Origin of the sequence: Oscillibacter sp. MSJ-31, from assembly GCF_018918025.1 — a bacterium.
Taxonomy (GTDB): domain Bacteria; phylum Bacillota; class Clostridia; order Oscillospirales; family Oscillospiraceae; genus Hominicoprocola.
The window spans coordinates 1-12,837 of sequence record NZ_JAHLPT010000007.1; the positions used below are offsets into that span (position 1 = coordinate 1).

Sequence of the window (12,837 nt, forward strand, 5' to 3'; positions counted from 1 at the left end):
TTCGACTGCCCGAAGGGCGCGTTCTACCTGATGGCGGCTCTGCCGGTGGACAATGCCGACACCTTCCAGCGCTGGCTGCTCGAGGAGTTCAACGACAACGGCGAGACCGTCATGTTCGCCCCCGGCGCGCCGATGTACGCAACGCCCGGCAAGGGTCTCAACGAGGTGCGTATGGCGTATGTCATCGAGTGCGAGAAGCTCGAGCGCGCGATGGATATTCTCAAAAAAGCCATCGAGGTGTATAACGCGAAATGAAGGCATAGTATATTAACTTTTTGGTGGATTTGCAGCACCAAATACTACTTTGTCAACAGCCTTGAACTGCTTAAAAGAAAGTAGCACGATTTTCTCCGCCGCATTGAAGGTGTTGTTCATCGCACCTACCCACGCCATCTGATCCTCGGCTTTTAGCTGCTCTGTGATGCCTTGCGCCTGTGCCATCTGCTCGATCAGCAGCCGCAGCATCTTATTTGCTTCACGATCAGTCTCGCTGAGGTGATGCGTCAGTTGACCGGACGTTTTCAAATTGGTATAGGTTGCTCTACGGTGTTCTTTCAGATACTTGAGCCGCATACGGCCAAAGCGTCCATAAGTTGCTGGTTCTTCCTCGGATAGCACCAAATTCGGCAGGTAGTAATCTCCGTACTTGCTATATGTGATTTCCATTGTGTGACAGTCCTTTCTTGAGCTTTGATTTTACCCTTATTTGTACCCTTTATAGCGTTAGCTCTTATAAAACAACTGGACTGACTGGTACTGTGTTTTATAGTTTCAGAACTGTTTATCACAAAATTTGATGGAATTTGTTGCAAAAGGGAACTTTTCTTGAATTCGAGTCCTGTACCGCGCACCACAGAAAAGTCTTGAAGCCACAAGGGTTTCAAGGCTTTTTCTTTTGCCTAAAACGGCGTTTTGTTCCACGTTTGTTCCACTATGCCTTTTTCTTTCCAAAATTGACCGGGAGCGCTGCTGCAAGACCGGCACTTGCTTCAGCCTGTGCAGTCTCGAAGGCGTGGGAATAGATGTTCAGCGTGGTCGATGTCTGAGAGTGGCCGAGCGCGGCAGAAACGGTGCGCACATCGGTGTGATTGGCGATGAGCAGCGAGGCATTGAGATGTCGAAACTGATGGATGCCGTACCACGGCAGGCCGTGACGTTCGCAAAGCTCTTTTCCCCAGTCATAGAAATCGCCGGGGCGTGCCGGCGATCCGTCGAGCTTGGTAAAGAGTCGGCCACTCTCGTGCCATTGGTCACCCAGCTCCATACGCCGCATGGATTGCTCTGCCCGTAGCGCCTTCACCATGTCGAAGATCCACACAGGGAGTTTCAGGGAGCGATGAGAGCGTGCTGTCTTTGGCGGGCCTGTGAATATTCCATGCGCTGGATCGTAGAGGGAGACGCGCTCGACCGTGACGACGTTGGTTGTGAAGTTGAAATCTCGGAACTCGAAGCCGAGCAGCTCCTCGCGGCGGTATCCGCCGAAGATTGCCAGCACGAAAAAGACCACATAGCGCAGCGGCTCACCGTCAAGCGCGTCGAGGAACGCTTGTGTCTCTTCTATGGTGAAGATCTTCTTCTCACCCTCCTGGCGCTCCGGGAGCACAATACGCGAACAGGGATTCTCTTTGACCACGCCCATCCGCAAGGCATAGGCGAACACGCTGGAGACGAACGAGAGGTAATTTCGGATGGATTTAGGGTGGAGGCCCTTGGTGGCGTCTTTCTCATTTGCTCCCGGCTCAGACAGGCCGGAGATAAACTTCTGAAGCTGCCGCGCGGTGATCTTGTCCATGTAGAGATGTCCCAGAGCCGGATAAGCTAACGCAGAAATCTTCTGCCAGCTTCACCTATATTGCAATACAAATTCAACCGTGTATTCATCAACAACTTTAGCCTCTTTTACCGCAGAAAAGAGATAGCCAAAGCCTTCGCCAAGTGTAAGCATACGTGTCATCGTATTGAGCGAAAGCTGACCCGCACAGAAAATACGGCGACCGCGCTCTGCTGAAGGTTGATCTTACGGCTCATTGCTCGTGCTTGGCGAGGTATTGTCAATAATTTCCCATTTTTCGGTTTTCGGGTCCTGAACCAAATAGAAATACTGTTCCGTGTAACCGTCGTCCAGAAAGGTTTTTGTATGGTCGTACTCCACATAGTATTTTGCCGAAACCACGACAAAATGCTCGGATAGATATTCGTCCGTCCAGCCTCTTGATCCGGCGAGCTCGCTGCCGGCGTACATCCGGACAACACGCTCGGTTTCGCTTTCGTCCACGTTAATCGCCTCGATGCGCACGCAGATCGTATACACCTTGTTGGCCTGCCCCTCGATCGCACTTTGGACGGTTTGCGTCGGATCGGCGGAGGGCTTTTGAAACCACCGGTCAAACAGCCCAAGCTCATGCGCCGTAAAACCGCAAAGTGCCAATACGGCAACGATGGCGGCGATCAGTAGGACGAGCTTTTTGGGGCTTGCCTTCGATGTGTACGGGCGTTTGTAGGAGAGGGCCTCCGCGACATATCGGTCATCCAGCTCGCTCATGGCCTCGGCAAACTGTCTTGCATTCATATAAACACCTCTCGTTCGATCAGATATTGTCTCAGCTTTTCGCGGATGCGGGTCAGCCGGACGGAGACATTTTTCTCTGTAAGCCCCATAAGCCCGGCGATGTCCCTGCAGCTGTCGGAAAACCAATAGCGGCGCATAAAGAGAACGCGGTTTTCGACGGTCAGCGTGTCCAAAAATCTTTCGATGATATGAGCTAACTCTACGGCCTCGATCTCGGCTTCCACTGCGTTGGTGGCTGCTATGCAGGCTTCGATCTCCTCCATAGCAATTGTATAGCGACTGCTTCGTTTGGCTGCTTCTTTTCTGTGATAGAGGTTCAAGGAAATGTTCCGGACGATTTTACAGATGTAGGTCAGCAGCGGGTCGGGCTTCACCGGCGGGATCGCGTTCCATGCGCCTAAGTAAGCGTCATTGACGCATTCCTCCGCGTCCTGCCGGTCGTTCACAATGTTGTATGATAATTTGCGGCAGGCTTTACCGTATTTTATATCCAGCTCTCGTATGCCCTGCTCTGAACGCTCAAAGAATAATTCGATGATTCCTGCATCTTCCATCACTTGTACCGCCTCCTTTCCGGCTTCACCTGTATATTACGGCTTTGACCGCAAATACTACATGATTTTCAAGGCTTTTCCGAAAATTATAGCAGAATTTTGAGAGCGCTTCTACCCATGCCGCTTACGCTGCTTTTCCGCCGCTTCGCTTGCCGAATTGCGGCGTCTGCCGTTTGGCGGTGCGGCTGCTCCGACGAGCGGGGCTTCGTACAAAAAAGAGACGAGGCGGCCGGATGGCTGCTTCGTCTCCTGACATTTTGTCGGGGCGCGATGGCGCCTGTATTGCCGCCGCTCCTCCCAAACATACCCCGTCCCTGAATACAAGCTCTGCGCCGCAGGCTACGGCTCCGAGAACCGCTCGTTCTCCGGCTCCGCCGCGTCGGCGGCGCGGCGCTCCGTCTCCGCAAGGGCGGCACGGTGACCGGTGAGCGCCGCAAAGGGCGCGAACTGCGCCGCGCGGTCGCGCATGGGCATCCGCGGATGCGTCTGCGGCTCGGGGTGCGGCAGGTCGATGATATCGTCGTATTTTCCGCTCATGCCTTGTGTCCTCCGATCTGGCGGTTCCGCTCGCGTGCGGTCGCCCCGTCAAGGTAGCTGCCGCCGCTGAGGATGGCGTTTTTGCCGTACTTTTTCTTGATGTCCAGCAGGGCCTCCTGGATCCGGCGCTCCCGCTCCTGCCTGACTTCCTCCTGCCGAAGCTGCCGCTCCTGCGCCGCGGGATCGTCAAAGAGGCTGAACTGCACCGGCTGCTCCGGCTCACGCAGGACATCCTCCTCGCGCACGAGCCGGTTGGCGGTGACGGTCAGACGGCGGACCGTCAGCTTCGGGTCGGCCTTTTCGTCATAGACGCCGAGCACGGCATCCACGATGCGGCGCACCGAGGATGTTTTCTGCCCCAGCGTCGCTGTGCCGTGCGCGTGCTTTGGAATTTTTCGGCCGTAAGGGTCGAGCACCGTCTCGCCGCGGTAGCTGCCGCTTGCCGTGTTTTCAATGTCGTATCCGACCGTCAGCGTGAGCTGGTCGGTCACGATCCGCTTTTCCAGCAGCTCCAGCGCGACCGCCTCGGCCATCTCCCGCACGACGAGCCGCGCCTTGTCATAGGGATAGGGGCATTGCAGCACCTGACCGGAGCTGATGCTGTTCGTTTCCGGCCGGTAGGCCTTGATGTCCGCCATGCGGCACGGCTCCCAGCCCCAGGCGTGGTCGATGAGCAGCTCGGCATTGACGCCGAATAGCTTATAGAGGAGCCCCTCGTTATAATACTCGTTCGGCTTCCCGATGGAGCAGCGCGCGACGTCGCCCATTGTATACAGCCCGTGCTCCTCCAGCTTTTTCGCGTAGCCGCGGCCCACGCGCCAGAAGTCCGTCAGCGGACGGTGCTCCCAAAGCAGCGCGCGGTAGCTCCGCTCGTCAAGCTGCGCGATGCGCACGCCGTTCTCGTCCGGCGAAACACGCTTGGCCATCATGTCCATGGCAACCTTGCAGAGATAGAGGTTGCTGCCGATGCCCGCCGTCGCCGTGATGCCCGTCGTGTGCAGCACGTCGAGGATCATGGTCTTCGCCAGCTCGCGGGCGGTCGTGCGGTAGGTCTCCAGATAGCCGGTAACGTCCATCAGCACCTCGTCGATGGAGTAGGTGTGGATATCCTCAGGCGAAATATACTTTAGGTAGATGCCGTAGATCTGCATACTGACCTCGATGTATTTCGCCATGCGCGGCGGCGCCACCAGATAGTCGACCGCGAGGGACGCGTCGGCCTTCAGCGCAAGGGCGTCCGCGCTCTTTCCGGTCAGCCGCCCGCCCGGCGCGCGGCGCTGCCGTTCGGCGTTGACCTGCCGCACGCGCTCGACTACCTCGAAGAGCCGCGCACGGCCCGGGATGCCGTAGGCCTTCAGCGCCGGCGACACCGCGAGGCAGATGGTCTTTTCCGTGCGGCTCGGGTCTGCCACCACAAGGTTCGTCTGCATCGGGTCCAGGCCGCGCTCCATGCACTCTACGGACGCGTAATACGACTTGAGATCAATGGCGATATAGGTCCGCTCGTTTTGCAGCATGGCGCAGCCCTCCCCTCTGTCGGACAGTATACCACAACGCTCGAATTAGAACAAGAGTTTTATTCTATAATATTTGGCGCCGGAAGTATCGTTCAGCGGGTGAGGGCGTCGAGCTCATCGACCAGCTCGCCGAACATGGCGAGCGCGGCGTCGACCGGCGCAGGGGTGCTCATATCCACGCCCGCGAGCTTCAGAAGCGAGATAGGGTCGGTGCTGCTGCCGCCGGAAAGGAAGCGCTTGTAGTCCGCAACGGCAGGCTCGCCCTCGCGCAGGATGCGATCAGCCAGAGCGACCGCGGCGGAGAAGCCGGTGGCGTACTGGAACACATAGTAATTGTAATAGAAGTGCGGGATGCGCGCCCACTCGAGCGCGATCTGCGCGTCGCTCACCATGTCGGGGCCGAAGTAGAGGCGGTTGAGCGCGAGGTATTTTTCGTCCAGCGCGTCGGCGGTCAGCGTCTCGCCGCGCTCTGCCATGCGTCCCAGCTCGCGCTCGAACTCGGCAAACATCGTCTGGCGGTAGACCGTGCCCTTGAACTGGTCGAGGAAATGATTGATGAGATAGGCCCGCTCGCGCTTATCGGTGCTTTTGTTCAGCAGATGCCGCATGAGCAGCACCTCGTTGCAGGTCGAGGCGACCTCGGCGACGAAGATGACGTAGTCGCTCGTGCAGACGGGCTGATGCTTGCAGCTCAGATAGCTGTGCATGGCGTGGCCCATCTCGTGCGCGATGGTGAACTGGCTGTCGAGGTCGTCGGTCTGATTGAGCAGAACGTAGGGGTGCGGGCGCGCGATGCCGGAGGAGTACGCGCCGCCGCGCTTGCCGACGTTGGGATACACGTCGAGCCAGCGATGGTCAAAGCCCTCGCGCAGCATGGCGGTATAATCCTCGCCGAGCACGGCGAGCGCGTCGAGCACGGTGGCCTTCGCCTGCTCAAAGGGGATCTCCTCCGCCACGTCGGGGACGATGGGCGTATAGACGTCGTACATGTGCAGCTCGTCCACACCGAGCAGACGGCGGCGCAGGGCGACATAGCGGTACATCCTGTCGAGGTTCGCGTGGACGCTCTCGATGAGGCTGTCGTAAACGCTCACCGGCACCTCGGCCGCGTCGAGCGCGGCGTCGAGCGTGGAGGGGTACCTGCGCGCGTTCGCAAAAAAGCGGAGCTGCTTGAACTGCGCGTCAAGCGTCGCGGCGAGCGTATTGCGATAGCCGCCGAGCGTTGCGTAGTAGGTCTCAAACGCATTGCGCCGCAGTGTGCGGTCGCCGCTTTGGAGCAGGGGAACAAAGGTCGCATCGGTCAGCGGCTGCTCCGCGCCCGCGCCGTCGGTCACGGCGGGAAAGCGGAGATCGGCGTTGTGGAACACGCCGAAGATGGCGTCGGGGCTGTCGGCCATCTCGCCGGCATTCGCCAGCAGCGCCTCGCACTCCGGGGAGAGGATGTGCGCCCTGCGGCGGCGGACCCGCTCGATGGGACGGCGATAGGTCGCCAGCTCCGGCTGCTCGGCGTAGAAGCGCGTGAGCGTTTCATCGCCGAGTGCAAGCAGCTCGCTCGCGGCGAACGCGCCCGCGCCGGAGAGCGTGACGGACAGGCTCAGCGCCTTGCCGCGCAGGTCCTGATAAAAGCCGTTCGAGGTATCCTCGTCCGCCTTGCAGTTGGCGTAGCCGTAGAGCCGGCCGACGCGGACATTCAGCTCATCGTCGAGCCGGAAATAGGCCAGCAGCATCTCCGCGCTCTCACCGAGGCGGCCCCGATAGGCAGCGACTGTTTCGGCATAGGGCTTGAGCGCCTCGTACTCGGCCCTCCACGCCTCGTCCGAGGGGAAGATGTCGGTGAGATCCCAGGTAAACTCGGCAGCGACCGCGCTGCGCTTGCGAATCGGCTTAGACATAAAATAACCTCCGTCGGGGAAAATTTCTTGTCCCTATTATGTGCAAAAAAGGCGCGGCACGCAAGCCTTTTTTGGCGCACGCCGCGGCAAATTTCGTTTTCGCTTACCGCAGCCCGGCGGTGAATCGGATCCCGTCGCCGTGATCCGGATGCGTTTTCCGGAAAACGCTTGACTTTTACGCATCAAAGCTTTAGAATAACAAAGTCCTGACCGCTGCGGGTCGGGGCTTTGCTATGATTACGGAAGGAAGCAGGCCGCCTTGCCGGGATGCGGACGGCCCAAGGGGAGAACACCATGAAGCACACGAAAAACACAAAGAGCTTTGCCAGCCGCTGGGGCTTTATTCTGGCCTCGGTCGGCTCGGCGGTCGGTATGGCAAACGTATGGGGTTTTCCCAACAAGCTGGGCAGCAACGGCGGCGGGGCCTTTTTGCTGATCTACCTGCTGTTCGTGTTCATTTTCAGCTACGTCGGCCTGCCGGCGGAGTTTGCGATGGGCCGCCGCGCGGCGACCGGCACGCTGGGTGCCTATGAAAATGCTTGGGCCACGCGCGGCAGGAGCGCGGGCAAGGCCGGCGGACTGCTCGGCTGGCTGCCGCTGGCAGGCTCCATGTGCATCGCCATCGGCTACGCCGTCATTGTGACCTACATCCTCAAGGCGCTGGCGGACTCCCTCCTCGGTACGCTCATGACCGCAGACACCGCCGCGTGGTTCGGAGCCTTCTCCGGCACGCCCTACTCGGTCATTCCCTATCACATCGTCGTGGTCGTCGGCACGCTGCTGACGCTCTTTCTCGGCGCACACAGCATCGAAAAGACCAACAAGGTCATGATGCCGCTCTTTTTCCTCATCTTCCTCGTTCTGGCGGTGCGCGTGGCGCTGCTGCCGAACGCGGCGGAGGGATATCTTTTCATGTTCACCCCGCGCTGGGAGGCTCTGACCGACCCGATGATCTGGATCTGGGCGATGGGGCAGGCGTTCTTCTCGCTGTCCGTCACCGGCAGCGGTATGATCGTCTACGGCGCATACCTCTCCAAGGACGAGGACGTGGTGGACGTCGCGCAGCACACGGCGCTCTTTGACACCATTGCCGCCGTGGTCGCGGCGCTGGTCATTATCCCCGCCTGCTTCTCCTACGGACTGGACGTCGGCGCGGGCCCGAGCCTGCTGTTCGTCACGCTGCCGACCATCCTGCAGGATATCCCGCTCGGCCGCCTGTTCGCCATCATTCTCTACGTTGCGATGATCTTCGCGGGCGTCAGCTCGCTGCAGAATATGTTCGAGGCCGTCGCGGAATCCCTGATGCACAAGTTCCCCAGACTCAGCCGCACGGCGGTTCTGGTAATCCTGTGCGTGGTGTGCCTCGGCTTCGGCATCGGCATGGAGACCATCGACAAGTGGGGCCCGTGGATGGACCTCGTTTCCATTTACATCATTCCCATCGGCGCGACGCTCGGTGCGATCTCCTGGTTCTATGTGATGAAGAAGGACGAGCTGCTCGACGCCGTCAACACCGGCAGCGGCAAGCTGCGCGGAAACCTCTGGTACAGCGTGGGACGCTATGTCTATGTCCCGCTGGCTGTGATCCTCTGCTGCGTGGCGCTGTTCATGCACGTCGCGTTCTGAAAAGTGAAAAGGAAGGGGAGCTCCCATACGTTTCGTATGGGAGCTCCCCTTTTGCCGGTATTGCCTTACTGTCCGCCGACCATCACGCCGACGTTGCCGTAGAGCAGGATGCGGACAAGGCCGCAGAGGAAGAGGTGCGCGGGATAGTAGAGATAGAAAAGATATTTCATGCCCCGGCCCGCGCCGCGTGTGCCGTTGTAGCGCTTGAGCAGCGGAATGGTCAGCCCGGCGAAGAGCTGAAGTATACCGTAGACGGGGTCGATGAAGAGCGCGTAGATCAGCGCGTACATCGCGACCCAGAGCATCATGCGCGTCATCTGGCGGCGGAAGTCGCCGCGGTTCTGCCCAATCTCCAGAATGGCAAGCACGGCGATACTGCTCCAGTCGCCCGGGAAGGCGAGAAGCGTAAGGGCGACCACGGCAAGCGTCTTTTGCCATTGCGTGAGCTCGGGCCGCTCCACCGTATAGAGTCCGACGACGCCGAGAAACAGCGGCCACATCACGCTGGTTTGGTTGAATACGCCGGTTTTGAGCGGGACAAAGGGAATGCCGAAGGCAAAATTGTAGGCAAAATGCCCGATGACGGCAAAGAGCAGAAGCCGTCCGGCGTACTTTTTCAGATTGCGGGTGTAGTGGTAGCCCTCCGCCACCATGAACCAGAAGATCGGCGCGGCCATGCGCCCGATGATGTGCAGCAGCAATATCCACCAGTCCCGCGGATAATCCGGCCAGATCACGCTGGTGAAGTGGTCGACCGTCATGGCAAGCATGGCGATGAGCTTGAGCTGATTGCCGCTCAACCCTTTATTGGTCTGTTCCATTTTCTCTCCTTCGCGGGCATTGCCGCATCCCAATAGATTGCTTACAGTGTAGCAGAAGCCGCCGCTCTTTGCAAGAGCGCGCACAGCGTTGATTTGCTCCAAAATCATTTTTGAACACTTGACAAAAATGAGAAAGGGCTCTACAATGTCGTTCTCTGCGGCGAAGGGAAGAACGCCGCGGAGCATTTAAACGATCCAAGCATCCAAAGGAGAGATGACATGATGAAATTCCAAAAACGATTTGTGCCGCTGCTGCTCGCACTGGTGCTGACGCTCGGCACGCTGCCCGTGCAGGCGGCGGCGCTCACGCGCGGCGAGGCCGCGCAGGCGCTGCTCTCTGCCGCGCAGGACTATAACCCCGGCGTGCAGCGGTCCGATATTCTCAAGGGCTATCCCGACGGCAGCCTTGCGCTCGACGGCACGCTGACACGCGCACAGGCGCTGGTGATGCTCACGCGCGCCTTCGGCGGCTTTGCCATCCCTGTGGGGGACAACGCCCGCATGGCGTTGCCCGCAAGCAGCCTGACGAATGTTCCCGCATGGGCGGCGGAGGAGCTTTCCTCCGTCCTCGCCGCCGGCCTTGCAGACGGCGACGCAAACGAGGCTATGAGCGCCGAAGCACTCTCGGCGCTGCTCCGCCGCGCCTACGCCGCCAAGGGAACGAACCTCAGGGACGACTACTACGCCGCCGTCAACAAAAGCTGGCTGGACGGCTCCGACATTCCCGCGGGCCTGTCCATCAACGGTCCGTTCTACGGCCTGAGCCTGACGGTCAACGAGCAGATCGCGGCGCAGCAGGTGCAGGCGCTGCTTGCCGACTACCTCAGCCGCACCTATGTGGACGAATACTTCTCCGCCAAGGCCAAGTCCGATGTGGAGGAGATGATCGGCGAGTTCATCGCCATCTACAAGGAGCGCATTCTGGCGCAGGACTGGATGAGCGCCGAAACCAAGGCCAAGGCCGTAAAGAAGCTCGACACCATGGGCGTCAAGGTCGGCTATCCCGACAGCTGGGAAAGCTGTCTTGACCGTGCGGAGATCAAGTCCCCCGCCGAGGGCGGCTCCTTCTTTTCCAACGTCATCGCCATTCAGATGGCGATGAAGCAGGATGTCCTCGCCCATCAGAACGACGCGCCGGACAAGAGCGAATGGATCATGACGCCCTTTACGGTCAACGCCTGCTACAATCCCAGCGCCAACGACATCACCTTCCCCGCCGCCATTCTGCAGTCGCCGCTTTACGACGTGAACGCCAGCCGGGAGGAGAATCTCGGCGGCATCGGCTACATCATTGCCCACGAGATCACCCACGCCTTTGACAACAACGGCGCGAAGTTCGACGAGAACGGCAGCGCCGCCGACTGGTGGACGGCGGAGGACTACGCCGCCTTCCAGCAGAAATGTCAGGCTGTGGCCGAATGGTACGACGGGCAGGAGGCTTATCCCGGCATCGCGTGCAGCGGCGCACTGACGATCTCGGAGAACGTGGCAGACCTCGGCGCGGCAAAGTGCATCGTTGCGGCGGCGAAGAAGCTCGACCACCCCGACCTCGACAAGCTCTTCCGCGCCGTCGCGAACACCTGGGCGTCCACGACCTCGCGGCAGATGCGCGAGTATCTGGCCGTGACCGACGTCCACGCGCCGGATAAGCTGCGCTGCAACCGCGTACTGCAGACGCTGCCGGAATTCTACACGACCTATGGTATACGGCCCGGCGACGGGATGTGGACCGCACCGGAGACGCGCGTGAGCGTTTGGTAACAAAACATCCGAAAAGCAGCTCTTCTCTCGCACCTGCATATTTTTCGGCGAAACGACAAAATATCTTTCTTGACAAAAGCACATCGCCTGTGTTACCTTAAAAAGGTAAGTGGATAAAGTGATCGGATGATGGGTCACGGGAGAGACCGCGGAATATCTGCCGCGGCGCCGAAGGGGAATGCAGAAGCTCTCAGGCAAAAGGACCGGACTCGGACGACGCTCCGAAAAGTGCGGCTTGCCGCACGCCGAAGGTGCAACCTGCAAAAATGCGATATGCTGTGTCAGGGAAACTCTCAGGTCATAAAACGGAGGCACAAAGTTCCAAGGGGGACTTTGTGCCTTTTTTCTATGTCATATTTTAATCATTTTTATGACATCATTCAAGAATGATAATGGAGGAGGAAACAGCTTATGGAAAGGAAAACACCCCTGTATCAGACCCATGTGGACGCGGGCGGAAAGATCGTTGAGTTCGGCGGCTTTCTGATGCCCGTGCAGTACCCCACCGGCGTGCTCGCCGAGCACATGGCCGTGCGGCAGAAGGCGGGACTCTTTGACGTGTCGCACATGGGCGAGCTGCGGCTCAAGGGCCCCGACGCGGTCGCAAACGTGCAGAAGCTCATCACCGCGGACATCTCCGCCATGCAGGACGGCGACATCAAGTACGCCATGTTCTGCAACGACGCGGGCGGCATCCTTGACGATTTCATCGTTTACCGCTGTGCCGCCGACGACTACTGGCTGGTCGTCAATGCGGGCAACCGCGACAAGGACGCCGCGTGGGTCGAGAGCCATCTGTTCGGCGACGTGGACTACCGCGACGAGGGTGACGACTGGGGACAGGTCGCGCTGCAAGGGCCAAAGTCCGGCGACATTCTCAAAAAGCTCTGCGCGGAGCAGTACATTCCCGCGAAGTATTACACCTTTATCGACAACGTTCCGCTCGACCTCGGCAGCCGCACCATTCACGCTCTCGTTTCCCAGACCGGCTACACCGGCGAATACGGCTTTGAAATTTACTGCAGGGCTGAGGACACCGTTGACCTCTGGCACGCCCTGCTCGCCGCGGGCGAGGAGTACGGCCTGATCCCCTGCGGACTCGGCGCGCGCGACACGCTGCGGCTCGAGGCCTCCATGCCGCTCTACGGCCACGAGATGAACGAGGAGATCACGCCGAGGATGGCGGGGCTCCCCTGCAAGCTGACGGGCAAGGACTTCATCGGCCGCGACGCGCTCGTCGCGCTTGGCGCGCCGAAGTTAAAGCGCATCGGCATGAAAGTGGTCGGCCGCGGCATCGTGCGCGAGCACTGCGACCTCTATTCGATGGAGGGCGAGAAGCTCGGCTGGACGTCCTCGGGCACGTTCGCGCCGTTTATCGGCTGCGGCGTCGCGATGGGCTACATCCCGGTTGAGGATATCGAGATCGGCCGGCACCTCAACGCCGACGTGCGCGGGCGCATGGTCGAGCTGGAGATCGTGCCCATGCCGTTCTATAAGCTGGACAAGTAAGCATACATACTACCACAACGATTTCTACAACAAAAATTTGAGGAGGACAAC

11 protein-coding genes, 1 pseudogene and 1 riboswitch are annotated in these 12,837 nt (G+C 59.5%); of the genes and pseudogenes, 4 read left to right on the forward strand and 8 right to left on the reverse strand.

Annotation, left to right across the window (positions count from 1 at the left end):
- Positions 1 to 255: pseudogene (locus KQI17_RS06675) on the forward strand (pyridoxal phosphate-dependent aminotransferase); the annotation flags it as partial.
- A gap of 12 nt (positions 256 to 267) precedes the next feature.
- Here KQI17_RS06675 and KQI17_RS06680 read toward each other — a convergent pair.
- The 7 genes from KQI17_RS06680 to pepF all read right to left on the reverse strand — a co-directional run bounded on the left by KQI17_RS06680 (position 268) and on the right by pepF (position 7,069).
- Complete coding sequence (locus KQI17_RS06680; RefSeq protein ID WP_216495434.1) at positions 268 to 666, reverse strand: TnpV protein; 399 nt, start codon at positions 664 to 666, stop codon at positions 268 to 270.
- A 265-nt stretch (positions 667 to 931) separates the two neighbouring features.
- Positions 932 to 1,792: a site-specific integrase gene (locus tag KQI17_RS06685; protein ID WP_216495435.1), complete on the reverse strand. Its 861-nt coding sequence runs from the start codon at positions 1,790 to 1,792 to the stop codon at positions 932 to 934.
- Positions 1,793 to 2,017: 225 nt separating this feature from the next.
- Positions 2,018 to 2,569, reverse strand: coding sequence for a hypothetical protein (locus tag KQI17_RS06690; RefSeq protein WP_216495436.1), 552 nt, complete (start codon positions 2,567 to 2,569; stop codon positions 2,018 to 2,020).
- Positions 2,566 to 3,123, reverse strand: a complete 558-nt coding sequence (locus tag KQI17_RS06695; RefSeq protein WP_253285724.1) for an RNA polymerase sigma factor — start codon at positions 3,121 to 3,123, stop codon at positions 2,566 to 2,568. Before KQI17_RS06695 ends, KQI17_RS06690 begins: the two co-directional genes overlap by 4 nt.
- A 339-nt stretch (positions 3,124 to 3,462) precedes the next feature.
- Positions 3,463 to 3,660 carry a hypothetical protein gene (locus KQI17_RS06700; RefSeq protein WP_216495438.1) on the reverse strand — a complete coding sequence of 66 codons (198 nt, stop codon included), beginning with the start codon at positions 3,658 to 3,660 and terminating at the stop codon, positions 3,463 to 3,465.
- Entirely contained in the window at positions 3,657 to 5,177 is a 1,521-nt protein-coding gene (locus tag KQI17_RS06705; RefSeq protein ID WP_216495439.1) for a DNA methylase, read from the reverse strand. The genes KQI17_RS06700 and KQI17_RS06705 overlap by 4 nt, the downstream gene beginning before the upstream one ends.
- 92 nt (positions 5,178 to 5,269) lie before the next feature.
- A complete protein-coding gene (gene pepF / locus KQI17_RS06710) occupies positions 5,270 to 7,069 on the reverse strand; it encodes an oligoendopeptidase F (RefSeq protein ID WP_216495440.1) in 1,800 nt (599 codons plus the stop codon).
- A 294-nt stretch (positions 7,070 to 7,363) separates the two neighbouring features.
- Between pepF and KQI17_RS06715 the strand changes: the two genes are divergently transcribed.
- Positions 7,364 to 8,695, forward strand: a complete 1,332-nt coding sequence (locus KQI17_RS06715; RefSeq protein ID WP_216495441.1) for a sodium-dependent transporter — start codon at positions 7,364 to 7,366, stop codon at positions 8,693 to 8,695.
- 65 nt (positions 8,696 to 8,760) lie between these two features.
- Here the strand turns inward: KQI17_RS06715 and KQI17_RS06720 are convergent, their stop codons facing one another.
- Positions 8,761 to 9,516, reverse strand: coding sequence for a TraX family protein (locus tag KQI17_RS06720; RefSeq protein ID WP_216495442.1), 756 nt, complete (start codon positions 9,514 to 9,516; stop codon positions 8,761 to 8,763).
- A 219-nt stretch (positions 9,517 to 9,735) separates the two neighbouring features.
- On the opposite strand from KQI17_RS06720, the gene KQI17_RS06725 reads away from it, so the two are divergent.
- Positions 9,736 to 11,277 carry a M13 family metallopeptidase gene (locus KQI17_RS06725; protein ID WP_216495443.1) on the forward strand — a complete coding sequence of 514 codons (1,542 nt, stop codon included), beginning with the start codon at positions 9,736 to 9,738 and terminating at the stop codon, positions 11,275 to 11,277.
- A gap of 127 nt (positions 11,278 to 11,404) precedes the next feature.
- Positions 11,405 to 11,492, forward strand: a riboswitch (glycine riboswitch).
- A 196-nt stretch (positions 11,493 to 11,688) separates the two neighbouring features.
- Positions 11,689 to 12,786, forward strand: a complete 1,098-nt coding sequence (gene gcvT, locus KQI17_RS06730; RefSeq protein WP_216495444.1) for a glycine cleavage system aminomethyltransferase GcvT — start codon at positions 11,689 to 11,691, stop codon at positions 12,784 to 12,786.
- Positions 12,787 to 12,837 lie beyond the last annotated feature (51 nt).